Annotated in this window: 22 protein-coding genes, 3 tRNA genes and 1 pseudogene; 15 read left to right on the top strand and 11 right to left on the bottom strand. The window is 73.2% G+C overall.

The genetic code is table 11. The annotated features are described in order from the left end of the window. Positions 1-219: 219 nt before the first annotated feature. Positions 220-603 carry a hypothetical protein gene (locus H4O22_RS18645; RefSeq protein WP_182524800.1) on the top strand — a complete coding sequence of 128 codons (384 nt, stop codon included), beginning with the start codon at positions 220-222 and terminating at the stop codon, positions 601-603. 22 nt (positions 604-625) lie between these two features. Here H4O22_RS18645 and H4O22_RS18640 read toward each other — a convergent pair whose 3' ends face one another. The 4 genes from H4O22_RS18640 to H4O22_RS18625 are packed head-to-tail and all read right to left on the bottom strand — an operon-like array spanning position 626 to position 4,510. Beyond that, positions 626-1,372 (bottom strand): GTPase domain-containing protein, encoded by a 747-nt coding sequence (locus tag H4O22_RS18640; protein WP_182524799.1) that lies wholly within the window; start codon positions 1,370-1,372, stop codon positions 626-628. A gap of 45 nt (positions 1,373-1,417) precedes the next feature. Beyond that, the gene (gene dprE2 / locus H4O22_RS18635) at positions 1,418-2,176 is read right to left on the bottom strand and encodes a decaprenylphospho-beta-D-erythro-pentofuranosid-2-ulose 2-reductase (RefSeq protein ID WP_182524798.1); all 759 of its coding nucleotides are present in this window, start codon (positions 2,174-2,176) and stop codon (positions 1,418-1,420) included. A gap of 22 nt (positions 2,177-2,198) precedes the next feature. Beyond that, complete coding sequence (gene dprE1 / locus H4O22_RS18630; RefSeq protein ID WP_182524797.1) at positions 2,199-3,569, bottom strand: decaprenylphosphoryl-beta-D-ribose oxidase; 1,371 nt, start codon at positions 3,567-3,569, stop codon at positions 2,199-2,201. Beyond that, positions 3,566-4,510, bottom strand: coding sequence for a decaprenyl-phosphate phosphoribosyltransferase (locus tag H4O22_RS18625; RefSeq protein WP_182524796.1), 945 nt, complete (start codon positions 4,508-4,510; stop codon positions 3,566-3,568). Before H4O22_RS18625 ends, dprE1 begins: the two co-directional genes overlap by 4 nt. 78 nt (positions 4,511-4,588) lie before the next feature. Between H4O22_RS18625 and H4O22_RS18620 the strand changes: the two genes are divergently transcribed. Then, on the top strand, positions 4,589-6,478 hold the full coding sequence (locus H4O22_RS18620) for an arabinofuranosyltransferase (RefSeq protein WP_182524795.1): 1,890 nt from the start codon (positions 4,589-4,591) through the stop codon (positions 6,476-6,478). A 44-nt stretch (positions 6,479-6,522) separates the two neighbouring features. Beyond that, positions 6,523-7,155, top strand: coding sequence for a histidine phosphatase family protein (locus H4O22_RS18615; RefSeq protein ID WP_220451209.1), 633 nt, complete (start codon positions 6,523-6,525; stop codon positions 7,153-7,155). Here H4O22_RS18615 and H4O22_RS18610 read toward each other — a convergent pair. The 3 genes from H4O22_RS18610 to H4O22_RS18600 form a co-directional block, all read right to left on the bottom strand. Further along, entirely contained in the window at positions 7,152-7,823 is a 672-nt protein-coding gene (locus H4O22_RS18610; RefSeq protein WP_280530170.1) for an alpha/beta fold hydrolase, read from the bottom strand. The genes H4O22_RS18615 and H4O22_RS18610 overlap by 4 nt on opposite strands. After that, positions 7,820-9,505 carry a hypothetical protein gene (locus H4O22_RS18605; protein WP_182524793.1) on the bottom strand — a complete coding sequence of 562 codons (1,686 nt, stop codon included), beginning with the start codon at positions 9,503-9,505 and terminating at the stop codon, positions 7,820-7,822. The genes H4O22_RS18610 and H4O22_RS18605 overlap by 4 nt, the downstream gene beginning before the upstream one ends. A 68-nt stretch (positions 9,506-9,573) precedes the next feature. Then, positions 9,574-10,647, bottom strand: coding sequence for an NADH:flavin oxidoreductase (locus H4O22_RS18600; protein ID WP_182524792.1), 1,074 nt, complete (start codon positions 10,645-10,647; stop codon positions 9,574-9,576). Between the two features lie 635 nt (positions 10,648-11,282). Here H4O22_RS18600 and H4O22_RS18595 point away from each other — a divergent pair. Then, positions 11,283-11,966 carry a response regulator transcription factor gene (locus H4O22_RS18595; protein ID WP_182524791.1) on the top strand — a complete coding sequence of 228 codons (684 nt, stop codon included), beginning with the start codon at positions 11,283-11,285 and terminating at the stop codon, positions 11,964-11,966. Between the two features lie 88 nt (positions 11,967-12,054). Here H4O22_RS18595 and H4O22_RS18590 read toward each other — a convergent pair. Then, positions 12,055-12,128, bottom strand: a tRNA-Phe gene (locus H4O22_RS18590). A gap of 116 nt (positions 12,129-12,244) precedes the next feature. Here H4O22_RS18590 and H4O22_RS18585 point away from each other — a divergent pair. From H4O22_RS18585 to H4O22_RS18570, 4 genes are all read left to right on the top strand, one after another. Then, positions 12,245-12,320, top strand: a tRNA-Glu gene (locus tag H4O22_RS18585). A gap of 27 nt (positions 12,321-12,347) precedes the next feature. Beyond that, positions 12,348-13,211 carry a sulfotransferase family protein gene (locus tag H4O22_RS18580; protein ID WP_182524790.1) on the top strand — a complete coding sequence of 288 codons (864 nt, stop codon included), beginning with the start codon at positions 12,348-12,350 and terminating at the stop codon, positions 13,209-13,211. Positions 13,212-13,296: 85 nt separating this feature from the next. Further along, positions 13,297-13,373, top strand: a tRNA-Asp gene (locus H4O22_RS18575). Between the two features lie 64 nt (positions 13,374-13,437). Continuing rightward, positions 13,438-13,794, top strand: coding sequence for a metallopeptidase family protein (locus tag H4O22_RS18570; protein ID WP_182524789.1), 357 nt, complete (start codon positions 13,438-13,440; stop codon positions 13,792-13,794). Here H4O22_RS18570 and H4O22_RS18565 read toward each other — a convergent pair. Continuing rightward, a complete protein-coding gene (locus H4O22_RS18565) occupies positions 13,785-14,687 on the bottom strand; it encodes an ATP-binding protein (RefSeq protein ID WP_244963023.1) in 903 nt (300 codons plus the stop codon). The two genes, H4O22_RS18570 and H4O22_RS18565, sit on opposite strands and share 10 nt — an antisense overlap. Before the next feature lie 242 nt (positions 14,688-14,929). On the opposite strand from H4O22_RS18565, the gene H4O22_RS18560 reads away from it, so the two are divergent. Then, complete coding sequence (locus H4O22_RS18560; protein ID WP_182524787.1) at positions 14,930-16,450, top strand: NAD(P)/FAD-dependent oxidoreductase; 1,521 nt, start codon at positions 14,930-14,932, stop codon at positions 16,448-16,450. 3 nt (positions 16,451-16,453) lie between these two features. Here H4O22_RS18560 and H4O22_RS18555 read toward each other — a convergent pair whose 3' ends face one another. After that, positions 16,454-17,125, bottom strand: a complete 672-nt coding sequence (locus tag H4O22_RS18555) for a PaaI family thioesterase (RefSeq protein WP_182524786.1) — start codon at positions 17,123-17,125, stop codon at positions 16,454-16,456. Positions 17,126-17,327: 202 nt separating this feature from the next. On the opposite strand from H4O22_RS18555, the gene H4O22_RS18550 reads away from it, so the two are divergent. Both H4O22_RS18550 and H4O22_RS18545 read left to right on the top strand, forming a co-directional pair. Next, positions 17,328-17,501: a hypothetical protein gene (locus tag H4O22_RS18550; RefSeq protein WP_182524785.1), complete on the top strand. Its 174-nt coding sequence runs from the start codon at positions 17,328-17,330 to the stop codon at positions 17,499-17,501. Positions 17,502-17,569: 68 nt separating this feature from the next. Beyond that, on the top strand, positions 17,570-19,828 hold the full coding sequence (locus H4O22_RS18545; RefSeq protein WP_182524784.1) for a SpoIIE family protein phosphatase: 2,259 nt from the start codon (positions 17,570-17,572) through the stop codon (positions 19,826-19,828). Here the strand turns inward: H4O22_RS18545 and H4O22_RS18540 are convergent. After that, a complete protein-coding gene (locus H4O22_RS18540) occupies positions 19,806-20,993 on the bottom strand; it encodes an acyl-CoA dehydrogenase family protein (protein ID WP_182524783.1) in 1,188 nt (395 codons plus the stop codon). The genes H4O22_RS18545 and H4O22_RS18540 overlap by 23 nt on opposite strands. 167 nt (positions 20,994-21,160) lie before the next feature. Between H4O22_RS18540 and H4O22_RS18535 the strand changes: the two genes are divergently transcribed. The 4 genes and pseudogenes from H4O22_RS18535 to H4O22_RS20895 all read left to right on the top strand — a co-directional run bounded on the left by H4O22_RS18535 (position 21,161) and on the right by H4O22_RS20895 (position 26,511). Beyond that, positions 21,161-21,523, top strand: a complete 363-nt coding sequence (locus H4O22_RS18535; protein ID WP_182524782.1) for a hypothetical protein — start codon at positions 21,161-21,163, stop codon at positions 21,521-21,523. A 595-nt stretch (positions 21,524-22,118) separates the two neighbouring features. Further along, complete coding sequence (locus tag H4O22_RS18530) at positions 22,119-23,609, top strand: aldehyde dehydrogenase family protein (RefSeq protein ID WP_182524781.1); 1,491 nt, start codon at positions 22,119-22,121, stop codon at positions 23,607-23,609. A gap of 93 nt (positions 23,610-23,702) precedes the next feature. Then, positions 23,703-25,124 carry an MFS transporter gene (locus H4O22_RS18525; RefSeq protein WP_182524780.1) on the top strand — a complete coding sequence of 474 codons (1,422 nt, stop codon included), beginning with the start codon at positions 23,703-23,705 and terminating at the stop codon, positions 25,122-25,124. Between the two features lie 131 nt (positions 25,125-25,255). After that, positions 25,256-26,511: pseudogene (locus H4O22_RS20895) on the top strand (IS3 family transposase). The last annotated feature ends 184 nt before the right edge of the window (positions 26,512-26,695 follow it).

Raw genomic sequence — 26,695 nt, 5'->3', positions numbered from 1 at the left:
GGCATGCGCCGGCACCGACGTTTCGCCGATTCTCGCGGGTGTCACGTCAGCCCTGCGAGTCACGTACCCGATCGCCGCCGAACCTGCCGGGTGAGTGGTCGAGTCGGCGCTTGTGTCCGGGTTCTCCACAGAAGAGCTGGGGATGACCCGGACACAAGCGCCGACTGGGCGGGGGTGGGGGCTCTTGACGGTCGGGGGCCGAAGGGGCACCGTGCCGCCATGAGGCGCCCTCCTCACGAGAACGTGGCGACCGTCCTGGTCGACCCGGCCGTGCTGCGCGAGCTCGAGGTGCACCTGATGTCCCTCGACCTGCGGCTCTGGCCGGTCGCGACCTCGCCGGTGCACGAGGACGGGCCGCGCGCGGCGTTCCAGCTGCGCCGCCGGCTGCTGATGGCGCGCCGCGGCGCGTGGGACGACGCCGCGCAGTGGACGCCGGTGTGGATCGCCTTCGGCGAGAGCTGGTACGACGGCGCGGAGCCGCTGCCCTGGTCGGCCCACCAGGTGCTCTGGCGCACGCTGGAGGAGTACGCCGGGCACGTGCGCTACCGGCTGGGTCTCGGGGGGATCCCGCGGGTCGACGTGCCGCGCGAGCGCACCGCCTGAGCCGGTCCTGGCGGGTGGTAGCTCAGACGTGGCCGGAGAGCTGCGCCATCCGCGCCTCGAGGGCGGCCAGGTAGGCGTCGCGCTGCTTGCGCCCCGCGGCGGTCTCCTCGTCGAGGTGGCTGCAGGCGGGCAGCACGTCCACCGAGAGCTTCGCGGCGCCCGCGAGCGCGCGCAGCTCGTCGACGCGGTCGCCGAACGGCGTCCCGCTGCCGGGGGAGTAGGAGCGCACGACCTCCTCCACCTCGTCGGGGAACAGGTCGGCCTTGGTGACCACCACGACCAGCCAGGTCGGCCGCGACCGGCGCACCGCCATCGACGCGATCCGGTGCGAGGTCACGGTCCAGTCCTCGAGCTCGCGGGCGAGCTGCTCCTCGCGGTCCACGACCGCCGTGCCGGTGGTCCCCGCCGTACGACGGCCGGTGGCGAGGCCGTTGGCGACCACGTGCAGGACGCCGTCGACCGGGTCGTCGTGGAAGACCTCGTCGAGCGCGCCCAGCCGCGTGGCGGCGTTCTCTCCCGGGACCACCCGGAACCGGAACCCGCGCAGCCGCCGGTCGCGGCGCACCCGGCGCTCCATCACGGCCGACCCGGACTCGGTCGTCGCGCCCGAGGTCCGGCCGCACAGGTGGTCGACGAGCTCGGTCTTGCCGACGCCGGTCATGCCGGTGACGGCGACCGTCGGGTAGCGGTGCTGCCACAGCCCCACCAGGCGGTCGCGGCCGCGCTGCACCGGCCGGGTCAGCGAGCGGGGACCGAAGGAGTCAGGCATGGCCCGAACGGTACCCAGCGGGTCGCCCGGGGCGCGGAATCCCGCTCAGATCGGCAGTCGGCGGAAGATCGGGCGCGGGACGTGCCGGAGCGCCGACATCACGGCCCGCATGCTGCCGGGCACCCAGATCTGCTCCTTGCGGGCGTCGACCGCCGCGAGGACCGCGGCGGCGACCGCACCGGGGTCGGTGGCGAGCGGCGCCGGGTCCAGGCCCTCGGTCATCTTCGACCGGACGAAGCCCGGCCGGACGACCAGGACGTGGCCACCGTGCTCGCGCAGCGCCTCGCCGAGCCCGGTGTAGAACGCGTCCAGGCCGGCCTTGGTCGAGCCGTAGACGAAGTTGGAGCGCCGGGGCCGCTCGCCCGCCACGCTGGAGAGCGCGACCACGACGCCGTGCCCCTGCTCGCGGACCAGTTCCCCCAGGGCGATGCCGGCGGCGAGCGGCCCGACGTAGTTGACCTCGGCCAGCTCGACCCCGGCGGCCACGTCGGTCCAGGACTTCTCGTTGTCGCCCAGGAGCCCGTAGGCCACGACGGCGACGTCGACGTCGCCCCCCGCGGCCGCGGCGCGGACCGCCGCCTCCTGCGACTCGGGGGAGCGCGCCTCGAGGTCGACCGGCTCGACCCGGCAGCCGGCGCGCTCGAGGCGGCGGACCGCCTCGTCGCGGCGCGGGGTCGGTCGGGCGGCGAGCGTGACCCGCAGCCCGGCGGCGCGGGCGGCGTACGCCTCGGCGACGGCGAGCGCGATGTCGGAGGTCCCGCCGAGGAGCAGCAGGGACTGCGGGCGTCCGGTGGCGTCGATCACGGAGGGCTCCTGGGAGGGCTGGTCAGCCGAGCAGACGGCGGGAGAGGTCGGAGACGAGGATGCCATCGGGGTCGACGGCGGCGCGGACGGCGCGGAACTCGCCGAGGCGCGGGTACATCTCCTCGAGGTGGCCGCCGGGCAGCCGGGCGTCCTTGGCGAGGTAGACGCGTCCCCCGGCGGCGAGCACCAGGTCGTCGAGCCGGCCGAAGAGCCGCTCCAGCACGGGCCGGACCGGCACGTCGACCGCCAGCGTCCACCCGGGGGCGGGGAAGGACAGCAGCCCCCGGCCCGACGGGCCCATCCGCTTGAGCACGTTGAGGCAGGCGGGGTGGCCCGAGGCGGCGATCAGGGAGACCGCCCGGCGGAAGGCGTCGACCTCCGCGAAGGGCACCACGCACTGGTACTGGCAGAAGCCCCGCGGGCCGTAGGCCCGGTTCCAGTCGCGCACCCCGTCGAGCGGCTGGAAGAACGCACCGATCCCCTGCACGTCGGTGGTCGGCCGCGCGGGGGCCTTGCGGTACCAGAGCTCGTTGAACGCCATCCCCGTCCCGCGGGTGACCAGGCCGGCGGGCACGGCCGGGAAGGCCGGTCCGCCGCCGCTGGGCGGGAGCCGCACCGGGTCGCGGGCCAGCCGCCGCGGCAGGTCGTCGCGGGTCGCGAGCCGGCCCCGGGTCAGCACCGCCCGTCCGAGGCGCCGGCCGCGGGCCATCGCGTCGAACCACGCCACGGAGTACGGCAACGCGGGGTCGTCGCCCTCCTCCAGGCGCTCGAGGAGGTGGTCGAGGTCCCGGCAGCGCTCGGTGACCACGACGGCGTACGACGTCTCCGTGCGCAGGCAGGCCAGGGTGGCGCGCACGACGACCCCGGTCAGGCCCATCCCGCCGACCGTGGCCCAGAACAGCGCCGCGTCGGGCCCGTCGGGGCCCAGCGTGTGCGTCTTCCCGTCGACGGTGACCAGGTCCAGCTCGAGCACGTGCGCGCCGAAGGACCCGGCGACGTGGTGGTTCTTGCCGTGCACGTCCGCGGCGATCGCCCCGCCCACCGTGACCTGCCGGGTCCCGGGGACGACCGGGAGCCAGAGGCCTAGGGGGAGCAGGACCCGGGTCAGCCGGTCTAGGTCGACCCCGGCCTCGACCCGGACGACGGCCTGCTCGGTGTCGATCGACAGCACCCGGTCGCAGCCGGTCATGTCCAGCACCAGGCCACCGGAGCTCTGGGCCGCGTCGCCGTAGCTGCGGCCCAGCCCGCGGGGCAGCACCCCGCGGCCGGGCACCCCGGTGGCCAGCAGCGCGACGACGTCCTCCGGGGACCGGATCCCGGCGACCTCGGCGACCCCGGGGGAGGTCCGGCCCCACCCGGTGAGCGCGCGCCGGACGGTGGTCGGCCCGCTCACGCGAGCACGACCGCCGCGACGAGCGGCGCCAGCCAGAGCGCGCCGAGCACCTGCAGGATCCAGTCGCCGTAGACGACGCGCTCCGGTGACCCGGCCCGGCCGAGCCGGACGTGCTGCGCGTAGCGCGCCATCCCGGCGGCGAAGAGCGGGACCGAGACGATCGCCCAGGCCGCGGCCGCCGACCCGAGCGGCGCCAGGCCGGTCGCGGCGACGGCGTACCCCACGACGGCGAAGGCCCCGGAGAGGGCCCAGACGACGCGCAGGGACCGCAGGGAGTACCGGGCCAGGCTGCTCCGCGTGCCGGCGGCCGCCCCGAGCATCCACATCTCTGAGTACCTCTTCCCTGCGACCATGAACAGCGCCGCCAGCCCGACCACCACCACGAACGGCACCGACACCTCCACGGCGGCGGCCACGCCCCCGGCCACCACCCGCAGCACGAACCCGCTGACGACGGTGACCATGTCGACGCCGGGGACGTGCTTGAGGTGGGTGCAGTACGCCGCCTGCACCAGCACGTAGGTCAGGAGGACGACGGCCAGCGCAGGCGACCACCACAGTGCCAGGCCCAGGCCGCCGGCCGCCAGCACCATGGCGCCGCCGAGGGCGAACGGCACGCGGAGCGCCCCGCTGGCGATCGGGCGCCGGGACTTGGTCGGGTGGCAGCGGTCGAGCTCGACGTCGCGCACGTCGTTGACGAGGTAGACGGCGGAGGAGAGGGTCACGAAGGCGACGAAGGCCACCAGGGTCCCCGGCACCACGGCGGCGTCGCTCAGCAGCTGCCCGCCCAGGGCCGGGGCGGTCAGCACGAGGAGGTTCTTGGTCAGCGCCTGCCGGGGACGGGTGCCGAGCAGGAGGGCGTACCAGCGCCGGCCGCGGGAGGCGGTGGCGAGGGCGCGCTCGTCGACGGGGACGGGCCACCGCTCCGACGTGCTGGCCATGATTGCCTCCCAGAGGTGAGGGCGCGGGGTACCCCGTCATCACGACCTGAACGCCGGATCGAGGAAAAGAGGACGTCGATGCCGCTCCGGCCCTGGCTGCTGCTCCTCGCGACAGCCCTCGGTGCGGCCGCGGCGGCGCTCGTCGTCGCGGCGCTCGACGTCCGGGTCGTCGAGCACGTGTGGCGCGAGCGGGTGACCTGGGGGCTCACCTGCGCGGCCGGGCTGGCGGGGGCGGCGGTCGCCCTCGTGGCCCGTCGATCGCGGGCGCGGGCGGCGGACGTCGGGGTGGTGCTGGCCGGGGTCCTGCTCGCTACCGCGGGCACCGCGGCGCTGCACGGCACCCGGTGGGGCTGGGCCGGGCTGTTCGCGGACTCCTCGTTCCGCACCCAGATGGCCACCCGGTACGCCGAGACGGCGGCGCTGGTCGACTACGGGTACGCCGACCTCCCGGCGTACTACCCGCCGGCGCTGGGGTGGCTGCAGGGCCGGCTCGCCGCGGTGAGCGGGATCGAGGGCTGGGAGGCGGTCAAGCCGGTGCAGCTGGCCGTCGCCGTGCTCGTGCCCGTGGCGGCGTACCTGCTCTGGCGGCAGGTCGTCGGGCCGATCCCGGCGGTCGCGGTCGCCGGGCTGGTGAGCGTGTGGACCGCGCACCCGCAGAAGCCCGACGAGTGGCTGGTGCTGACCTGCCTGCTGCCCTGGTGGCTGCTGGCCGTGCGCGACGTCCGCGCGCCGGGGGTGGAGCGCTGGCCGGCGTGGCGGCTGGGCCTGGTGCTGGGGCTGCTGATGCTCGTCCACACCTACTGGTTCCTGCCCTTCGGCGTGGCGACGGTGCTCGCGCTCGGCTACGACACGGCCCGCGGCCGCGGCCCCGTCGCCGCCCGGCGTCCGTCGCCGCTGCCGTGGCGGCGGGCCCTGGCCATCGGCGCGGTGGGGCTGGCGGTGTCGGCGGTCTCCTGGCTGCCGGTCCTGGTGGCCCGGCTGCGGCTGCCGGCCGACAGCCTGCAGCTGCGGTTCGCCGTGCCGGAGGGCAACCGGCCGCCGGTGCCGCTGCTCGTCGAGCCCCTCGACGCGCTGGACACGCTCGGCGTGCTGGTCCTGGTCGGGGCGCTCTGGCTCGCCTGGGCGGACTGGCGGTGGGTACGGCGCCGGGAGGCGCACGAGCTGGCCGGCGCGCTGGCCCTCGCGGTGGCCGGGACGCTGGCCACCCTCGCCCTGGGCGCCGTCGGCGAGCGGTACGACGTCGGGCTGCTCGCCTTCAAGACCCGCGACGCCTTCACGATGGTCCTGCTCGTCTGCGGGGTCCTCGGGCTGATCGACTGGTGGGGACGGCTGCCGGTACGACGGGGGGCCGCGGCGTTCGTCCCGGTCCTGGCCGCCGCCCTCGCCGGGGGGCACGCCGGCCACCACCTCGCCACCCTGTGGGTGACCGGTCCGCCCGCGCTGCTCGCGCACACGACCCGCTACCCCGACGGCTCGGTGCCGAGCGGGACGGTCGGGCAGGACCCCTACTACCCGACCCTGTTCGTCGACCCCGACGACCCGTCGGTCGCCGAGGTCCGCTCGGCCTGGCGCGAGCTGCGCCCCGACGTACCCCTCGACGAGGCGGTGCTGGTCACCTCGCAGGTCGACCTGCTCGCGACCACCCCGGTGCAGGGGTTCCTGGCGTACAAGAGCATCTACTCCCACCCGAACGGACAGTTCGAGGACCGGGTGGCGCTGCTCGAGGAGGTCGCCCGGTGCGACGACTCCGCCTGTGCCGCCGGGCTGCTGCGCGACAACGGGTTCGACGAGGTCGACGGGCTGGTGCTGCGCCGGGTCGGGGACGAGCTGGTGCTGCCGTTCATGGTCGACGACTTCCCGGACCGGACCCGCCGGGAGCAGGTGACCTTCCCCGACGAGCTGTTCAGCGGCCCGGAGTTCGTCCGCCGGGAGCTCGGCCCGATCGTCGTGGTCGCCGTGGTGCCCTGAGGGCAGGCGGGTACACACAGGCGCGACGACGGAAGGGGATTCCGGTGGCGGAACAGCTGACCACGGTGCACCTCGTGCGCCACGGCGAGGTGCACAACCCCTCCGGGCTGCTCTACGGCCGGCTCCCGGGCTTCCCGCTCTCCGGGCTCGGCCACACCATGGCCGCCCGGGTCGCGGAGGTGCTCGGCGAGCGCGACGTCCGCCACGTGTGCGCCTCACCCCTGGAGCGCACCCGCCAGACCGCGCAGCCGCTCGCCGACCGGCGGGGTCTCGAGGTCGTCGCCGACGACCGCGCCGTCGAGGCCGGCAGCCACCTCGAGGGCCGGCGCCTCGCCGGCGGGCGGGGCGTGCTGCGCGACCCCGCGGCGTGGCGCTACCTGTGGAACCCGGTGCGGCCCTCCTGGGGCGAGCCGTACGCCGAGGTCGTGGCGCGGATGCTGCTGGCGGTGGCGGCCGCCCGGGACGCCGCCCGCGGCCACGAGGCGGTCCTGGTCTCCCACCAGCTGCCGATCTGGGCGACCCGGCGGCACCTCGAGGGCCGGAGCCGGGTGCACGACCCCCGCCGCCGGCAGTGCAGCCTGTGCTCGGTCACCTCGCTGCGGTTCGCGGGGGACCACGTTGTGCGGGTGGAGTACTCCGAGCCGGCCGCCGACCTGCTGCCGGTGCTCCGCAGCTAGCCGAGGACCTCACGCAGCACGGCCGCCACCGCCGGTCCGTCGGTCAGCGGGACCATGTGCGCCCCGGCCGCCAGCGTCACGACGCGCGACCCCGGGGCGCCGTACGACGCGAGCTCGCTCGCCCAGTCGGCGGGGCAGATCCGGTCCCGCGGGCCGCGGACCACCAGCACGGGGCGGTCCAGCGCCCGCACGGCCGCGCGGACGTCGTGGTGCCGCGCCGCGCCCAGCGCGGCGAGGAGGTGGCGGGGACCGGTGCGGGTGTAGGACCGGACCAGCGTCGGCACCTGCCAGAGGCGCTCGTGGGCGGCGGTGCGCAGCCAGCGGACCACCAGCCGCCGCCAGGACCGCGCCCGCGGGTCCGTGGTGGGGCCGATCAGCACCACCGCGGCGACCGAGCCGGGCGCGGCCCGGGCGGCCTCGACCGCCACCTGGCAGCCCGCGGAGTGCCCCACCAGGACGACGCCGGACCGCCCGGCCAGCCGCTCGCGGGCGACCCGGCGCCCCAGCGCGACGGGGTCGAGCGGCTCACCGGGGCGCCGACGGGCGCCGTACCCCGGCAGCACGGCGACGGCGGACGGCCACTGCGGCAGGCCGTCGAGGGTGGGTCGCCACGCCGCGGCGTCGAGACCCACTCCCGGGACGCACAGGACCTCCGCCGCCGGCCTCACCGACGGGGGAACTGCCTGCCTCGGGTGGTGCGATCGGCCTCCATCACCACGACGTCTCCGTGGGTGCCGTAGCCCAGCAGCGGCTCCTCGAACTGGGTGCCGTTGAAGGTCACGATCAGCCACCGCGTGCGTCCGTTGCGCGTCGGCACCGGGATGACCATCGGCCACGGGATGTTGGTCGGGTGCGGGGCGTCCAGCACGCCGACCTGGTCCATCTGCAGGTCGTAGACGGGGTACTGCCCGCGGATCTCCTCCGGCGAGGCGTCGCCGTTGCTGGCCAGGACGTACCAGGAGTCGCCGAACTTCTGCATCACCGTGCCCTCGGTCTCGACCTTGTCGGCGTCGGCGCCCACGAGCCGGAGGCCGTCGTCGAAGTCGGCGCCCCGGGCGCTGCGCGCCAGGGCGGGGTAGAAGTTGAAGAACGCCCGCGCGTTGACGAACGCGACGTACCAGCGGCCGCGGATGCGGACGACGTGCGGGTCCCACTGGCCGACGGCCTCGCTGGGCAGGTCGGCGAGCGGCAGCGGGAGGCGCCTGGTGCGGAGCACGTGCACCCCGGAGAGCAGGTCACGGCGGGTCGAGACGGTCGTGTAGTTGATCTCGACGCCCTCGAACGAGAAGTCGCCCCAGGTGCTGTTGGTGACGATCCAGCGGTCGTTGCGCTCGTCGAGCACCAGGTGCCCGGCGTGGTCGCCGAGCACGGCGTCGAGCCCCTCGCGGCGGAAGAACAGATTGGCGACCTGCTCGAGCTCGAAGGTGCGCAGGTCGAGGGTCCACACGCCCCAGTGGGCGGTCTCGAAGAACGCCAGCCCCGCCTGGGTGAAGGTGAGGTAGGCCTTGCCGTCGCGGAGGTACGGCGTGCCGTCGGCGCGGGTGACCAGGTGCGGGTCACGCAGGCCGAGCTCGCCGAAGTAGCCCGCCTCGACTGCGGCGAGCTCGGTGCGTCCCGATCCCGACTCGGCGCCGAAGCCGTTGCGGTAGCGGGCCAGCAGCGCCGGGCGCCGCAGGTCGACGTGGTCGTCGAGGCGGGCCTGCACGAGCGGCTGGAGGCCCTCGCCGCCCTCGACGAACACCACGACCGTGCTGCTGGTGAGGCTGAACGCCATCCGGAACCCCCCGGTCAGGGCCGGCGCCTCGGCGCTGCCGAGCTCGGTGACCACGCCGTCGACGGAGACGTCGATGCCGGCGCGGCCCGTCGCCGCGTCGTACCAGGCCAGGACGTGGTCGCCCGCGTCCGCCACCAGCCCGGCGTACACGCGGTCGCGCTCGTCGTCGCCGGACATCGAGGCCACCTGCACCACGACCGAGGCGTACGGCGCCCGCTGCCCGGTCGTCGAGCGCAGCAGCGTGAAGTGCGGGTCGCGGCCGCCGATCTCGAGCCGGCCGTCGCGACGGCGTACGCGGCCGGGCTGGTCGCTGGGCGAGAGGACCGTGTAGCGCGGGCCGCGGCCCCCGAACCGGTCGCGCAGCTCGACGAACCGGTCGGCGACCAGGTCGCGCGGGCGCTGGGTGTCGACGATGTCGAAGCTGAGGTCCATCGGGTCGAGCCCGGGTGCGGCGTACGCCTCGCCGGAGGCGGCGGCGGTCGCGAGGCCCCCGAGGCCCGCCGCCGCGAGCAGGCGGCGGCGGTCGAGGGACGGCTGGAGGGTGGGCGGTGCGGCGGGCGAGGCGGTCGTGGACATGGCGTTCTCCTCCGAGCAGGACGCGGGTGCGGATGTGACCCAGGTCACTGTAAGCACCGGGACCGACATCACGCCACGAGGTCGTCCCAGCCTGCGGCGAGGTAGTCGATGAACGCCGGCCCGACGTGCTCGTCGCGCAGCACGTCCCGCGGGACAGGGCGCGACCGCACCTGGAAGTCGGGGTCGGCGATCGCCTGGGCGGCGAAGTCGTGGTGGAGGATCGCGGCGGTCCCGACGGAGACGAAGTCGGCGCCCTGCTCCAGGCACCACCGCGCGTCGGCGGCGGACAGCACGCGGCCGGCCACTCCGAGGAGCGCGCCGTGGCGGGGCAGGTCGGTGAAGTGCTCGATGAGCAGCCCGTCGTGCCCGGCGCCGCGCGGCCGCATGAAGACGTCCCACAACGACATGTCGAGGTAGTCGAGGGTCCCGCCGGCGAGCACCCGGCGGGCCACCTCGCGCCCCTCGGGCAGGGTGATGCCGTTGCCCTCGGGGGTGAGCCGGAGCCCCAGCTGGAAGTCGGGTCCGGTGGCGGCGCGGATGCCCTCGAGCACCTCCGTCAGGGCCCGGACGCGGTCGTCGAGCGACCCGCCGTACCCGTCGGTGCGCTGGTTGTGCCGGGCGTCGAGGAACTGCCCGAGCAGGTACCCGTGCGCGCCGTGGACCTCGACGCCGTCGAAGCCCGCGCGCTCGGCACGCACCGCGGCCGCGACGAAGTCGGCGACCATCTCGTGCACCTCGGCGGTCGTCATCGCGACCGCGTCCTTGTCCGGCTCGTCCCAGGGGCACTGGTTCGGCCGGCCGCTGAGCGCCGGGTCCGCGCGACGGCCCCCGTGGTGCAGCTGCACCGAGGACCGGGTCCCCGTGGCGCGCAGGCTCTCCGCCAGCCGGGTGAGCCCGGGCAGGTGCGCGTCCGAGGCGATGCCGAGCTGCCCCCGCCACGCCTGCCCCGCCGGAGCGACGTACGCCGCGCAGGTCATCGTCAGCCCGAACCCGCCACGCCCACGGGCCACCAGCCAGTCGTGCTCGTCGTCGGACAGCGTCCCGTCGTCGTGGCTCTGGGTGTTGGTCAGTGGGGCGAGCGCGAACCGGTTCGGCCACTCGGGGCCGTGCGGCAGGGACAGGCGGTCAGCAAGGGATGTCACCGACCCATCCTCCCGACCGCACCACCACCCACGACCACCGCCCGCAGGATCCGTGGCCCAGGTAACGCCGGCGGTCGAGCAGCGAAGGCGTCCCGCCGGTGGTCGAGCAGCGAAGGCGCTCTGCGCCTGAGCGGTGTCGAGACCCGGTGAGCCGAGAAGCAGCCTGAACCCAACGCCCCAGGCACCTCACCGGGTCTCGACACCGGGACTTCGTCCCTGCTCGACCACCGACCGCCGGTGGTCGAGCAGCGAAGGCGCTCTGCGCCTGAACGTTGTCGAGACCCGGTGAGTCGAGAAGCAGCCTCCACCCGACACCCCAGGCACCTCACCGGGTCTCGACACCGGGACTTCGTCCCTGCTCGACCACCGAGGCACTCGCCGAGTCGGCGCTTGTGTCCCGCTCCGGACCGCGAACACAAGCGCCGACTCGCGGGGTCGGGGTTGTCTGTCGGGGCACCGGGTTTCGAGAACGCTCAGGCGCCAGAGCGCCTTCGTCTGCTCAAACCACCGGTGGGGGCGGGGGCGGTGCGCATGGGGCAGCCCGGGAGGACATGGAACTCCCGGGCTGCTGAGGGTGGTTCGGAGCCGGTGCCTGGTCGGATGGGTGGCGCTCTCGATCCTCTACAGTCCGGGGCATGGAGGCGGAGAAGCGTCCCTTGCGGTTGGCCATCGTCGACGACTACGCGGTGGTGGTTGCCGGCGTCTCGGCGTTCCTCGCCGACGAGGGCATCGATGTGGTCGAGACGGGCGCCTCGACGGCCGTGATCTCCGACGTCGACGTCGTCCTGTTCGACACGTTCGCGCAGGTCGAGGGTCGGGGCGTCGACCTCAAGGACTTCGTGCGCGACAGCGACGCCATGGTGGTGGTCTACAGCTGGAACCTCGAGCCCCGGCTCATCCAGGAAGCCATCGACGACGGAGCCCGGGGCTACCTGTCCAAGGTGCTCACCGGACCCCAGATCGTGGCGGCGCTGGCGCGGGTCGTCCGTGGCGAGATCGTGATCCTGGCCGGCAGCGAGGAGTCGAGCCGCGACGGCGACGGTGACTGGCCCGGGCGGTCGGCGGGGCTGTCCCCGCGCGAGGCCGAGGTCATCGCGCTCATCACCCAGGGGTTGAGCAACCAGCAGATCGCGGCGCGGGCGTTCCTCAGCGTCAACACCGTCAAGACCTACATCCGGTCGGCGTACCAGAAGATCGGCGTCACCCGGCGCTCGCAGGCGGTCCTGTGGGGCGTCCGGAACGGCTTCGAGCCCGACACCCTGCGCACCGTCGATCCCGACCTGGTGCTGCGGACCAGCCCGCGGTTCCCGCCGACCTGATCCCAGACCCGACCCCCACCTGACGCAGAAGAGCCCCGCCGGATACCGGCGGGGCTCTTCTCGCAGGTCAGAGCCCTGCGTTTGCTCGTGGGCAGGGGCGGGGTCGAACCGCCGACCTTCCACTTTTCAGGCGGACGCTCGTACCAACTGAGCTACCTGCCCGAGCGACCGACACCCTACAGGAGCCTTCGGGGCGCTCCGAATCCGAGTCCGCGTCGTGCGCCCGTGGCGCCGCACGGCCGGCCGGCGGCGGCCATTATGCTGTGCGGGCAGTCCCGGCCCCCATCGTCTAGCGGCCCAGGACCCCGCCCTTTCACGGCGGTAGCACGGGTTCGAATCCCGTTGGGGGTGCCAGGTTCGATGCGTGAAAGACTCGCCGCCGTGAGTGACGCGACGCTACCCATCACGTACTCCATCGTCGGCGTCCAGAAGGCGGCCACCAGCACCCTCTTCTCCCTGCTCGTCCGGCACGACGAGGTGGCCCGCCCCGCGCACAAGGAGCTGCACGTCTTCGACGACGAGAAGCGCGACTGGTCGGCCCCCGATCTCTCCGACTACCGGGCTCGGGTGACCAAGCCGGGGCAACGGATCGCGGGCGACTCGACGCCGTCGTACCTCTACTGGCCGAAGGCGCTGGAGCGGATGCACGCCCACAACCCGGACATGCTGCTGATCGCGTCGTTCCGCGACCCGATCGAGCGGGCGTTCTCGCACTGGATGATGCAGGTCACGCGCCAGGGCAAGCGGAGCGACACCTTCCCGGACTTCGACTCCCTGGTGCTCGACTGGTCGCCGCCCGGCATCCCGGAGGTGAAGCCGGACGGCTGGACCACGGGCCAGCTGCGGAACTTCACCGCGGTGGCGCGGGGCTTCTACGGCAGGCAGCTGGAGCGCGGCCTGGCCCAGTTCCCGCGCGAGCAGTGGCTGCTCATCGACTTCATCGACGTGGTCAAGGACGAGGCCGCGGTCGCCTCGCGGCTGACCGACTTCCTCGGCCTCTCGCCGTACGGCCCGATCCCGCCGGACCTCCGGCGGCACCCGACGCCGGCGGTCACCGACCGGACCGGCCCGTCCGCCGAGGTGCTCCAGGTCCTCGCCGAGCGGTACGCCGACGACCTGGCGCTGTTCGAGCGGCTCAGCGGCCTCGACACCAGCGCCTGGCCGACCCGCCGCCTCCTCGACGGCGACCTCGACGCCTCCGAGCTCGCCGAGAAGCTGGGCCGCAAGGCCGCGCAGGCGGGGTGACGTGGGGAGACGCCCTCGATTGTGAACGCTCGCCCCGCGTGGGTTAGAGTTCCCCCGCTTCACCGCGCAGGCGGTGGACACACCTGGCCCCGTAGCGCAGTTGGTTAGCGCGCCGCCCTGTCACGGCGGAGGCCGCGGGTTCGAGTCCCGTCGGGGTCGCCATCAGACGCCCGGATCACACCGATCCGGGCGTCCGTGCATTTCGGGCGAAAGGCAGACTGTCGCCGTGCCGATCGAGATGGATCCCGCTCGCTTCGACGAGCTCGTCGACGCCGCCCTCGACGGCATCCCCGACGAGCTCGCCGCCCTGGTGCGCAACGTGGTGGTCCTCGTCGAGGAGGAGCCGCCGGAGGGCGAGCCCGACGACCTGCTGGGCCTGTACGACGGGGTCGCGCTGACCGAGCGGGACAGCATGTTCGGCGCCCAGCTGCCCGACCGGATCTTCATCTTCCGCGGCCCGCTCCTCGACCTGTGCGAGTCGGAGGAGGAGCTGGTCGAGGAGGTCCGGATCACCGTCGTCCACGAGGTCGCCCACCACTTCGGCATCGACGACGACCGGCTGCACGACCTCGGCTACGCCTGACCGAGGCCGGACCGAGCGCCCGGCCAGGGGTGCGGCTCCTCGTCGCGGCCCTGACGGACGAACTCGCCGAGGTACCACTGCTGGAAGTCGCGCTGCTCCGCGGTGCGCGCCAGCGACAGCAGCCGCTCCTGGCGGCAGAACTCGTCGGCGAGGTCGAGCACCGTGATGAACCGCTCCATGGTGCGGGTGGTCGCGCGGGAGGTGATGAGCTCGTGCTGGCCGACCCGACGCTCGGCCGCGACCGCCCCGGCAGCGCGGTCGGGACCGACGAGCCCCTCGCGGAGCGGCCGCTCGAGGGTGGCGAAGAGGTCCGAGAGCTCCTTGGCCAGCGGGTAGTCGCTCTCGTGGGCCAGGGACAGCAGCCGCGCCTCGCGCCGCAGCTCGCGGAAGTGCCGCTGGAACGCGGCGTACAGGTCGAGCGGGACGTCGCGGACCACCACCCTGACGGGGTCCGCGGGACCGACGGCGGGGGCCGCCTCCTCGCCGCGCACGACGCCCGCGGCGCCCGGGCCGTCGGCGAAGGCGGCGGCGGGGGCGAACCAGACGGTCTTGCCGTCCTCCTCGATCTCGGCGCCCCAGGCGTCGGCGCACCGGGCGACGATGCTCAGCCCGCGCCCGAAGGTGAGCAGCAGGTCGTCGTCGTCGTCCTCGCCCCCGCCGGTGCCCGGCAGCAGCGGCGCATCGGTGGAGCCGTCGCGCACCTCGACCCGGGGGTGCTCGCGGGTGCCCCGCACGCGCACCGAGATCGGCGGGGCGCCGTGCAGCAGGGCGTTGGTCACCAGCTCGGAGACGCCGAGCTCGGCGCACTCCACGAGGTCGGGCCGGTCGATGTCCCGGCAGGTGTCGACCACCCAGCGCCGCGCGTCCTGGACCCCGCGTGGTCCAGCGCCCAACGAGAGGGCAGGCCGGTTCAGCGGCACGGGCGGGACTCCATGAGACAGGCCGAGAATCGACGGGGCGCGGGACGGGTCTCGGCCCCTCTACCCCCGCGGCCCGGGGGGCAAACGCGGGTGCCGCACGTATCTGGTCCGGCCGGTGTGTGTGACCGACCAGACGGGGCACCGGCTTGGGGTCCGGCCGTCCTTGCCGGGAGAATGGACCCTCCGGAGACACCCCCGCCGCAGGAAGGCACGTCATGGCAACGCCCGACCAGAACAGCGCCGCGCAGGACCGTCACCGGGTCGCGGTGATCGGCTCCGGCTTCGGCGGGCTGTTCGGGACCAAGGCGCTGAGCCGCTCCGACGTCGACATCACGATGGTCGCGAAGACGACCCACCACCTCTTCCAGCCGCTGCTCTACCAGGTCGCGACCGGCATCCTCTCCGAGGGCGAGATCGCACCGCCGACCCGCGAGATCCTCGCCAAGCAGCGGAACGCCCAGGTGCTGCTCGGTGAGGTCACCGACATCGACCTCGAGCGCCGGGTCGTCGTCTCGCAGGTCCTCGGCCGCGAGACGGTCACGCCGTACGACTCGCTGATCGTCGCGGCGGGGGCGGGCCAGTCGTACTTCGGCAACGACCACTTCGCCGAGTTCGCGCCCGGCATGAAGAGCATCGACGACGCCCTCGAGCTGCGCGGCCGGATCTTCGGCGCGTTCGAGATGGCCGAGCTGGGTGCCCAGCGCGGCGACAACGTCGACCACCTGCTGACCTTCGTCGTCGTCGGCGCCGGTCCGACCGGCGTGGAGATGGCCGGCCAGATCGCCGAGCTCTCCCACCGCACGCTGCGCCGCGACTTCCGGGCGATCAACACCCGCTCCGCGCGGGTGGTGCTGGTCGACGCCGCGCCCCAGGTGCTGCCGCCGTTCGGCCGCAAGCTGGGCGAGAAGTCGAAGAAGGAGCTCGAGAAGCTCGGGGTCGAGGTCGTCCTCGGCGCGATGGTGACCGACGTCGACGAGCGCGGCATCGACATGAAGTTCAAGGACGGCCGCACCGAGCGGATCGACACCGTCACCAAGATCTGGGCCGCCGGCGTGCAGGCCTCCTCGCTGGGCCGGATGCTGGCCGAGCAGACCGGCGCGCCCCTCGACCGCGCCGGCCGGATCGGCGTGAACCCCGACCTCACGCTCCCCGGCCACCCGGAGGTGTTCGTCGTCGGCGACATGATCGCCCTCGACAACCTCCCCGGCGTCGCCCAGGTCGCGATCCAGGGCGCGAAGTACGCCGCCCGCGAGATCGACGGCCGGCTCAAGGGCAAGGCGCCGCAGAAGCCGTTCCACTACTTCGACAAGGGCTCGATGGCGATCATCAGCCGGTTCCGCGCCGTGGCGATGATCGGCAAGCTGCGGTTCAGCGGCGTGCTCGCCTGGCTGATGTGGCTGGCCCTGCACCTGGTCTACATCACCGGCTTCAAGAGCCGGATCACCGCGCTGATCCGCTGGGCCGTCTCGTTCATCGGCCGCGGCCGCTCCGAGCGCACCACCACCGAGCAGCAGATCTTCGCGCGCAGCGCCCTGGCCCGCCTCAAGCACGGCGCGACCGACCTGGTCTCCCAGCCGGGGGCGTACGACGCGGCGCGCGACGTCCTGGACACGTCGCGGCGCGAGGAGCTGGAGGCGCAGGCGGCCGAGGAGTCGCGACTCACCGACTCCGGCGAGCGCGGCGTCAGCGGCGGCGACCGGGGCGGCGCGCCGGCGCACACCGGCGAACGCGTCTGAGCGCTACTCGAAGTACGACGGGGTCGGCTTCTCGGCGTCCTGCGCGGCGATCGCCTCGCGCGCCCACCGCGGCAGGATGAACACGCCCTCGGCCTCGACCGTGACGCCCTCGGGGCCGATGATGTGGCCCTTGGCGAAGGTCTTGACGCCCTCGGCGCGGTCGATCCAGGCCTCCGCCCGCAGGTCGCCGAGCGGGGTGCCCTGGCGGTAGCGCAGGGTCAGGGTGCCGGTCATGCCGGGCTTCCCGCCCGCGCCGGCCGCCTCGCCCAGCATCTGGTCGAGGAGCATCGCCGAGACGCCGCCGTGCACGAGTCCCGGGGGCCCCTCGTACGGCGCGCCGAGGTGGAACTCCGACCAGGCGCGGCCGGACTCGTCGTGCTCGACCTCCAGCGGCGGCGCCGCGGGGTTGCGGAGCCCGACGACGGTGTTGCCCCACGGCCGGCCCCGGCCCGCCTTGCCGAACCGGACGCCGTACGAGCCGTCGAGCTGGTGCTCGCGCAGCCGCGCGGTGATCGCCTCGACCTCCGCCTGGGCGCGCCGGATCTCGTCGTCGTCCACGAGCGTGCGGATCGTGACATCCACGAGCTCGCGCACGGCCTGGGTGAAGGGGCCGTAGAGGGCTCGCTGCCGCTCGAGCTCCTCGTCGGTGATGTCGTCCTGGACGTAGCCGGTCACCCGCGGAGTCTAGAACACGTTCCACTTCGGCCGGTGCCTCGGCATGCTCCGACGCGCGGACGCCGACCCTGCCGATCCGGCGGTGGACGTCTGGACCGGCTGCGGGATCGGTGGTGATCTGGACGATCCTCGACGGTTTCCGCAGCGGATCGCCGGTTCGGGCCACTAGGGTCGGGGCCAGCCAGATGTCGGGGGAGGACTGATGGGGACTGCCACGCGTACCGGCACCGCGGTGTCGCTGCACGCAGCCACGGCGCACGAGGCGCCCCCGGAGGAGCTCGGCGTCGGTGACGTCGAGCTCCTCCTGGCGGAGCTGCGCCTGCGGCGCCGGCTGCGCGCGCGCCCGCCGGGGGAGCGCCGGGACGAGCGTCCCTGACCTGATGGAATGATGCGTGAGGACCGCCACGCATCGTGGCCGACCCCCCCGCACCCCCCGGAGCGCCCGTGACCGACCTGGCTGTGTCCGCGCACACGCCTGCCTACGCGGCCGTCGACCTCACGACCTGCGACCGGGAGCCCATCCACGTCCCGGGCGCGATCCAGCCGCACGGCGTCCTGCTGGCGCTCAGCACCGACCTGGAGCGGGTCGAGATGGCCTCCGCCAACGCCCGCACGAAGCTCGGCACGGCCCCGGCGAGGGTGGTCGGTGCGCGCCTCGAGGACGTCCTGGGCGCCGAGGCCGCCGCCGTCGTCCGCCAGGCCGGCGCCGCTCCGGCGGCCAGCACCGTGGAGCTCGTCCTCGACGGCGACGCCGACGGGCCCGGCCTCACGGGGGTGGTCGACGCCGTCGTGCACCGCTCGGGTGACCGCCTGGTCGTCGAGATCGAGCGCTCCGGGCGCGCCGACGGCTCGCTGCCGGCGTACCGCGCGGTCCGTGGGGCGATGCGTCGGCTCGCCGCCACCGGGACGGTCGCCGAGCTGGTGGCCGGCATCGCCGACGAGGTGGCCTCGATGACCGGGTTCGACCGGGTGATGGTCTACCGCTTCGACCCGGAGTGGAACGGCGAGGTGGTCGCCGAGCACCGCCGTCCCGACCTGAACCCGTTCCTGGGGCTGCACTACCCCGCGACCGACATCCCCGCCCAGGCGCGACGGCTCTACACGGTCAACTGGATCCGGATGATCCCCGACCTCTCCTACGTCCCCGTCCCGATCGTGCCGGTGCTCGACCCGGCGACCGGTGCCGCGCTCGACCTCTCGCACTCCACCCTGCGCAGCGTCTCGCCGATCCACGTCGAGTACCTCGGCAACATGGGCGTGACCGCCTCGATGTCGGTCTCCCTGGTGGTCGACGGCGAGCTGTGGGGGCTGATCGCGTGCCACCACTACTCCGGCCCCCACCTGCTCAGCCTCGACGTCCGGACCGCCGCGGAGTTCCTGGGGCAGGCGTCCTCCCAGCTGGTCGCCGAGCGGGAGCGCGCCGACGACCGCGAGGACGTACGCCGCGCCGAGGCGCTGCTCGCCGAGCTGATGGCCCGCACCTCCGCGGCGGGCTCCGGTGCGCTCGACTCCCTGGTGGCCGACGACGCGCTGGTCGAGCTGATGGGTGCCGGCGGGGTCGCGCTCTGCTTCGACGGCGTGATCACCTCGCTCGGCGACGTGCCGCCGGAGCCCGCGCTGCGCCGGATCGCCACGCTGCTGCGCGGACCCGACAGCCAGCCGGGGTCCAGCGCCCACCTCGCCGAGCTGGACCCGGACCTCGCCGACGTGGCGGACGTCGCGGCCGGCGCGCTGGTGCTGGGCTCGGCGCCCGACCGCTGGCTGTGCTGGGTGCGCCCCGAGCTCCCGACGGTCGTCGACTGGGGCGGCGATCCCACCAACAAGCAGATCGCCCGCTCCGAGGGGCCCGAGGTGCGGCTCAGCCCGCGCAAGTCCTTCGAGAAGTGGCAGCAGGAGGTCCGCGGCTACAGCGACCGGTGGGCGGCGTGGCACCCGGAGCACGCGGTCGCGCTCGCCAGCCACCTCGCGAGCCTGCTCTACGCGAGCTCGCGCGAGCAGGTCGACATGGCCGAGGCGCTGCAGCGCAGCGTGATCCCGCTCGCCGCTCCCGACCTCGCCGGCCTCGAGGTCGCGGCGCGCTACCAGCCGGCGTCGACGTTCCAGCTGGGCGGCGACTGGTGGGACGCGTTCCTGCTGCCCGGCGGGCGGATGGCCTTCGTGGTGGGCGACGTCGCGGGCCACGGCGTCGCGGCCGCGACGACGATGATCCAGCTGCGCGCCGCGGTACGCGCCCACCTGTTCGCGGACGCCTCGCCCGCCGCCGCGCTCGACCGCACGGACCGGTTCATGGACGGCCTGTTCGAGCAGGTGATCGCGACCGCGCTCGTCGGCACCGTCGAGCCCGCGACCGGCCGGATGGTGCTGGCCGCGGCCGGGCACCCGCCCCCGCTGCTGGTCCACGACGGCGTCTCGCGGGAGCTCGAGGTGGCCACCCGGCCGGTGCTCGGCCTCGGCGTGCAGCGGGCCGAGCAGAGCGAGATGGTCCTCGCCCCCGGCGACACCCTGCTGGTCTACACCGACGGGCTGGTGGAGCGCCGCGGCGTCCACCTCGGCACCTCACTGGCCCAGCTGGTCGAGCTCGCCGGGTCCGGCCCGGGCGAGGACGGCGCGGGCGCGTGGATCGACGGGATGCTGCACGCCGTCCCGGGCGCCCGGGACGACGACACGACGGTGCTGGCGCTCAGGATCGACCCGGCGTCCTGACGACCGCGCCGTGGTCGGTGGTGTCGAGGCCGCGGGAGATCACCAGGCGCTGGATCTGGTTGGTGCCCTCGAAGATCTGCATCACCTTCGCCTCGCGCATGTAGCGCTCGACGGGGAAGTCGCGGGTGTAGCCGTACCCGCCGAGGACCTGGACGGCGTCGGTCGTCACCTTCATCGCGTGGTCGGTCGCGAGCAGCTTGGCGACCGAGGCCTCGCGGGAGAACGGCAGGCCGGCGTCCTTGAGCCGGGCGGCGTGCAGCGTGGTCGCCCGGGCGGACGCGACGGCCACCTCCATGTCGGCCAGCAGGAACGCCAGTCCCTGGTGGTCGATGATCCGGCGGCCGAACGTCGTGCGCTCCTGCGCGTAGGCGACCGCGGCGTCGAGGGCGCCCTGGGCGAGCCCCACCGCCACGGCGGCGATGCCGAGCCGGCCGGAGTCGAGGCCGGCGAGGGCGATCCGCAGCCCGTCGCCCTCCGCGCCGAGCCGGCGCTCCACGGGGACCCGGACGTCGTCGAACCGGACCGTCGCGGTCGCGGAGCCGGTGAGCCCCATCTTGCGCTCCGGCGGGTCCGCGGACAGGCCCGCGGAGTCGGCGGGCACGAGGAAGCAGGAGATGCCGCCGCGGTCGCCGGGCGCGCCCGACGTACGGGCCATCACCTTGTAGAAGTCGGCGTGGCCGCCGTGCGTCGTCCAGGCCTTGGCGCCGCGCAGGACGTACTCGTCGCCCGTCAGGGTGGCCGACGTGGTCATCGCCGCCGGGTCGGAGCCGGCGTGCGCCTCGGAGAGGCAGTACGCGCCGAGCAGCTCGCCGCCGAGCATGTCGGGCAGCCAGCGCTGCTGCTGCTCCGCGGTGCCGCGGGTCGCGAGCCCGAAGCAGGACAGCGCGTGCACGGAGACGCCCACGCCCACGCTCGCCCAGACCGCGGCGATCTCCTCGAGCACCTGGAGGTAGACCTCGTACGACAGGCCGCCGCCGCCGAGCTCCTCGGGGTAGGGCAGCCCGAGCAGGCCGGCGCGGCCCAGGGTGCGGAAGACGTCGCGGGGGAACTCCTCGGCCGCCTCCGCAGCCGCGGCTCGCGGGGCCAGCTCGTCCGCCGCGATCTGGCGGACCAGGCGGACCAGGTCCACGGCTTCCTCGGTGGGCAGCACACGGCGGGCGGTCACGGTCGTCCCTTTCGTCGGGGGTCGTCGGCGGTGGGGACAGGATGCGTCGCCCCTGCGTCGGGAGTCACATCGGGGGTGCGCGTGACCGAGGGCTGGTCCGCGCGGCGTCAGGGGTTCTCCTGGCTTGGCCGATGGGGGAGGATGAGGGCGATCTATCTCATCGGGGGGTGAGTGTGGAGCTGATCGAGGTGGCGTTGCCGACGCGTCTGGTCGTCGGTCCCACACGCACGTTCCCGGTCCACCACACCGGCACCCGGCTGACCCGCGGCCTCGAGCCCGGCGAGGAGGTCGTGGTCCTCGACGCGGACGGGGAGTTCCACTCCGCCTTCGTGGTCGACATCGACTTCACCCTCGACGACACCGTGTACGTGCTGGAGGCCGGCGTCCGGCTGCCCCACGAGATCGCCCGCGACCGGCTGGACGCGCCCGACTCCGACGACCGGGACGCCGCCGGCGTGGACGGGGTGATCGACCTGATCGGCGAGATGCTCCGCCGCGACCGCGCCGACGAGGGTCGCGGCGGGCGGTGACCTGGTGCGTCCGGGTCGGTGGGCCCGTGGGACTCGAACCCACAACCTGAGGAGAGCCGCCGGGCCTATCACCGAAGGTCATCCAAAACCCTGTTTGTGCAGGCCAGAGGCCCTTCTGTCCTAGTGGTCACTCACTTGGAATCAGGGCGGATCAGCCCGAATCTGCCGAATAAGTCGTGAATAAGTGGTGAGTGAATCTACCGCCGGCGTCGGCTCGACATGAGCGCCAGGTCACCCGCGCTGACAGGCACGTCATGCGGCGTAGGAAGGCGTTGTAGGTAGCCGTCGCTACTACCCCGGTCGCGGAGCAACTCTCCGTGGCGACAGCCATGCGTCGACGGCCATCACGTCGGAGCTCGCTGATGCCGCGTCCAGGGTCCGCCTCACCATGCCGCGTCGCCCGGTCATGCCGAACTTCGGGGCTCCACCCACGCCGATCGGGGTCCGCCGCGACGCCGGCCCCAGGTTGGTGTCGGGCTCCAGGCCCCGGCAACGTGGCTGCTCAAATTCACGGACCAACTAGTTGGTTGCGTTCTTGCGAAGACTGGCGTACCTTCGAGATAACCAACCAACTAGTTTGTTTCGGAGGCACCTCATGTCCCACCACCTCTCCCTCGACCCGGCCTCGCGTCCTCGCCCCCGGTTCCTCGACGGCGCGCCCAAGCAGCTCTTCATCGGCGGCGAGTGGCGTCCCGCCGGCTCGGGCCAGACCCTCACCACGATTGACCCGATGACCGAGCAGGTCATCACGTCCATCGCCTCGGCCGACGCCGCGGACGTCGACCTCGCCGTCGCGGCGGCCCGCCGCGCCTTCGAGAGCGACGAGTGGTCCGCCATCACCCCCTACCAGCGGGGGCTGTACCTCTCGCAGATCGCGGACGTCATCGAGGCCAACGCCGACGAGCTCGCCACGCTGGACAGCCTCGACATGGGCGGCCCCTTCGCTCTGACCCGGTGGATGGTCGGGAACGCCATCGAGACCTACCGCCACTACGCCGGCTGGCCCACCAAGATCTACGGCCAGACCGCGCCCTCGGCGCCGGGCCAGTTCAACTACGTCGTCCGCCAGCCGCTCGGCGTCACGGTGGCCATCACCCCGTGGAACGGCCCGTTCCTGCAGATGTCGTGGAAGGTCGCCCCCGCGCTGGCCACGGGCAACACCGTCGTGGCCAAGCCGGCACAGCAGACCTCCCTGAGCGCCCTGCGCTTCGCCGAGCTCCTCGCGCAGACCGACCTCCCCCGCGGCGTCTTCAACATCATCACGGGCGAAGGTGGCGTCGCGGGTGAGGCCCTCATCCAGCACCCGGACGTGAACAAGGTGAGCTTCACCGGGTCGACCGCCGTGGGCAAGCACCTGCTGGCGGCATCGGCGGTCAACGTCAAGCGGCTCACGCTCGAGCTCGGCGGGAAGTCGCCGACGATCGTCTTCGCCGACGCAGACCTGCCGGCCGCGGCGAAGGCCGCCGCGGGTGACTTCCTCAACGGGTCCGGCCAGAGCTGTGTCGCCGGCACCCGCATCTTCGTGGAGGAGCCGGTGCGCGAGGAGTTCTCGGCCCTGCTCGCCGAGGAGATGGCGACCTACGTCACCGGCGACCCCTTCCACCCGGACACCGTGATCGGGCCGCTGGCGTCGCGGGCGCACTACGACCGCGTCGTCTCCTACTTCGACGTCGCTCGGGACGCAGGCGCCACGATCACCACCGGCGGCGTCGAGGACCCGGACGGCGGCCTCTTCGTGGCCCCGACGCTGGTCGAGAACGTCACCAACGACGCGCGCATCGCCCAGGAGGAGGTCTTCGGCCCGGTCGCGGTCCTCATCCCGTTCAACGGCGTCGACGAGGTCGTCCGGATGAGCAACGACAGCATCTACGGACTCGCGTCGTACGTGTGGACCAGGGACCTCTCCCAGGCCCACACCGTCGCGGCGCGTCTCGAGGCCGGCTCCGTGTTCATCAACAGCACTGCCCAGATGAGCTCCGGCATCCTCCCGTTCGGCGGGTTCAAGCAGTCCGGAATCGGGCGCGAGCACGGTACCGACGTCATCGACGCCTTCACCGAGACCAAGACCGTCGTCGTCAACCTCTGACCACCGCCGGTCGGTCGGGCCCCGTCCCCTGCGCGCTCCCCGAGGCGCACGGGGCGGGGCTCTCCGCCACGCCGCACAGAAACGGCTCGCACCATGACCAGGATCCAGCACGAGAAGGCCCCGACCTCATCGGTGATGACCAGCCCGGGCCGCCTGCGCCTGATGGCGTTCACCGTCGCCAGCGCCGCGTTCATCACCTCCCTCACTCAGGCCCTCGTCGTGCCGGTGCTGCCCGGCCTGCCACGCGAGCTGGGGGTCTCGGCGTCGACCGCCAGCTGGCTGGTCACCGTCACCGTGGTCGTGGGGGCGGTGGCGAATCCGCTCCTGGGCCGCCTCGGCGACCAGTACGGACGCAAGCGGATGCTGGTCTTGGCGATCGGCGCGTTCGTTCTCGGCTCGCTGATCTGCGCGGCGACCTCCGACCTGTCCCTCCTCCTCGTCGGACGAGCCATCCAGGGCTTGTCCACCGCGTCGATCCCCTTGGGAATCGGGGTGATGGCCCAGATCCTGCCGGGGACTCGACGGGCAGCCGGCATCGCCCTGGTCAGCGCCATGCTCGGGATCGGCGGAGCCGTCGGCCTCCCTCTCGCTGGCCTGATCGCCGGTCGATGGGGACTCGCGGGCGTCTTCGGCACGTCGGCCGTCACCGGCGTGCTCGTCCTGGTAGCGACAGTCTGTCTCGTTCCCGACGTCCGGCCCGAGACCCGGGAGAGGGAGGTCGACTGGACAGGCGGCGTGCTCCTGGCTGTCGCCCTCGTCGCCACTTTGATCCCCATGAGCCAGGGCGCTACCTGGGGATGGGGCTCCCCGGCGACCTTAGGGCTCCTTGTCGCGGCAGTCCTGCTGCTACCGGCGTTCTGCGTGCTGGAGTTGCGCACGGCGCACCCGATCGTCGACGTCCGGCTCGCCGTGCTGAGACCCACCCTGCTCACCAACGTGGCGGCACTCGCTCTCGGAGGCGCGTTCTTCCTCAGCTTCCTCTCCGCGAACACCCTCTTCCAGTTGCCGACGTCAGCGCCGAACGGCTTCGGCCGCACGGTCGTCGAGGCCGGGCTGCTGATGCTGCCGGGAGGAGCGGCCGTCGCCGCTGCCGCCCCCCTGGCGACTCGGCTCATCTCCCGCCACGGCGCTCGCTTCGCCCTCCTTGTCGCATGCCTGACTGTCGCGGCCGGCTTCGTCCTGGAGTTCATCCCGAGCGTGGAGATCTGGCAGATCGTCCTGAGCAACGTCGTCGTCTCCGCCGGGATCGGAGTGGCCTACTCGGCCATGCCTGCACTCATCCTCGACACCTCACCGGCTGACCAAGCTGCCGCGGCCAGCGGCGTCAACGCACTGGCACGAAACTTCGGCAGTGCCCTCGGTAGCGCCTTCTTCGGCATGTACGCCGCGAGCGCCCTCATTGGCCCGGCGGGACTCACCGTGCTGAACATCGTCGGAGCGACAGCCGCCGTTGGCGCTCTCCTGGCCACGGTAGCGATCCCTCGCAGCGAACCCTCATTCCGCCAACTGGCGTGAACGCCGCCATGCACACCGTGAACGCCTACCCGGCCGACGCTCGCGCAGATCTTCCGGCAAGGCGATCAGGTGGCGGTCTGAGCTGTCACGGGTCTGATGCCGCTTCCTTGTGAGTCAAGGAGGATGAGCACATGCCTAGGAAGGTGGATCCCGCTGTGACGGTGGGGCAGTTCGGATGGTCGCTGAGCACCGCGGTGACTGCGGCTCGCTGACCGCGGTCGCCCAAGTCGTGGCCGAGCAGCACGGGTTGGGTAAGGAGACGGTGCGTCGGTGGGCCGTTCAGGCCGACATCGACGCCCGGCCCGGCGTGACGAGCGAGGAAAGCGCCGAGATCAAGCGACTGAAGGCGGAGAACCGTCGGCTGCGTGAGGACAACGAGACTTGCGGAAGGCCTCGATGTACTTCGCTGGGGAGCTCGACCCCCGCAATCGCTGATCATGTCGTCTATCGAGGACATGCGCGGCGATGGCCACGCCGTCGAGTCGACCTGCAGGGTGCTCACCGCACACGGCTGCGATGTCGCGGCGCGACCTACCGGTCGTGGCGACAGAGCAACCGGTCGGTCTCGGCCAGGACCGTGACCGACCCTGTGGTCATCGACGCCCTTCTCGCGGCGTCGGGGAAGTATGAGCTCTACGGGCGGCGGAAGATGACCGCGCACTTGCGTCGACAGAGACTCGAGGTCGCCCACTGCCCCGTCGACAGGTCGATGGGTGACCTGGGTGTTGGGCGCAGCGGCTGTGAAGTCCCGATCGAGCAGGTCGCCGGGGCGGTGCCCGTGGCGACCCGGGATGGTGGTGCGGAGCTTCTTGCCGCGCCGCACGCCGTTCGTGCCCACGGTGGGTCGCTGACTTCACCTACGTCCGCACCTGGGCCGGGTTCGTCTACGTCGCGTTCGTCGTCGACGTCTCCGCCCAACGCATCGTGGGATGGCACGTCGCCACCGACAAGCGCACCAGCCTGGTCCTGACACCGTTGCGGATCGCAATGTGGGACCGGGACCGCCACGGTCACCCGATCGGGCCCGGAACCCTGGTGTGTCACAGCGATGCGGGCAGTCAGTACGTCGCTGCGGTATACCGAGCACCTCGCACTCGAAGGCATCGCGCCCTCGATCGGGCCGTGGGCGATGCCTACGACCACGGGCTCAATGGAGTCGATCATCGGCCTGTACAAGACCGAGGCAATCGCCACCGACGTCTTCCACCACGGTCCGTTGAAGACCCTCCTCGACGTCGAGTACGCCACCGCCGGCTGGGTCGATTGGTGGAACCACCGCCGCCTGCACTCCAGCATCGGCCAGATCCCACCGGCCGAGCACGAGCAGGACTACTACGCTGCCCTCAGCCGAGAGCCGCAGGCTCGGGACCGGCCTACATCTTCCTGAAGTCGATGATCGAAGGCGGGTGTCCAACCCGGGCTGACGCGCGACCGTGAGCGAGCTGGTCATCCACATTTGGTCAGCTCGGCCACAACGCTGCGCGAGTTGCAGATCCACCGGGGTCCGGGCGGCGTTCCTCGCCGCGATCATGGCCGCCCGCAACCGGTCGCGGTAGCCGGCCGAGCGGTCC

This window comes from Nocardioides dongkuii, from assembly GCF_014127485.1.
In the GTDB taxonomy this organism is placed as follows: domain Bacteria; phylum Actinomycetota; class Actinomycetes; order Propionibacteriales; family Nocardioidaceae; genus Nocardioides; species Nocardioides dongkuii.
Note: the sequence above shows the minus strand (reverse complement) of the source record. Positions and strands in the feature narration are given on the sequence as shown.

Excerpts from the sequence above, each read along its gene's own strand:
- H4O22_RS18525 (WP_182524780.1), top strand. The coding sequence starts at position 23,703 with ATGACCAGGATCCAGCACGAGAAGGCCCCGACCTCATCGGTGATGACC.
- H4O22_RS18560 (WP_182524787.1), top strand. The coding sequence starts at position 14,930 with ATGGCAACGCCCGACCAGAACAGCGCCGCGCAGGACCGTCACCGGGTC.
- H4O22_RS18605 (WP_182524793.1), bottom strand. The coding sequence starts at position 9,505 with ATGTCCACGACCGCCTCGCCCGCCGCACCGCCCACCCTCCAGCCGTCC.
- H4O22_RS18550 (WP_182524785.1), top strand. The coding sequence starts at position 17,328 with ATGGGGACTGCCACGCGTACCGGCACCGCGGTGTCGCTGCACGCAGCC.
- H4O22_RS18620 (WP_182524795.1), top strand. The coding sequence starts at position 4,589 with ATGCCGCTCCGGCCCTGGCTGCTGCTCCTCGCGACAGCCCTCGGTGCG.
- H4O22_RS18640 (WP_182524799.1), bottom strand. The coding sequence starts at position 1,372 with ATGCCTGACTCCTTCGGTCCCCGCTCGCTGACCCGGCCGGTGCAGCGC.
- H4O22_RS18595 (WP_182524791.1), top strand. The coding sequence starts at position 11,283 with ATGGAGGCGGAGAAGCGTCCCTTGCGGTTGGCCATCGTCGACGACTAC.
- H4O22_RS18645 (WP_182524800.1), top strand. The coding sequence starts at position 220 with ATGAGGCGCCCTCCTCACGAGAACGTGGCGACCGTCCTGGTCGACCCG.
- H4O22_RS18625 (WP_182524796.1), bottom strand. The coding sequence starts at position 4,510 with ATGGCCAGCACGTCGGAGCGGTGGCCCGTCCCCGTCGACGAGCGCGCC.
- H4O22_RS18530 (WP_182524781.1), top strand. The coding sequence starts at position 22,119 with ATGTCCCACCACCTCTCCCTCGACCCGGCCTCGCGTCCTCGCCCCCGG.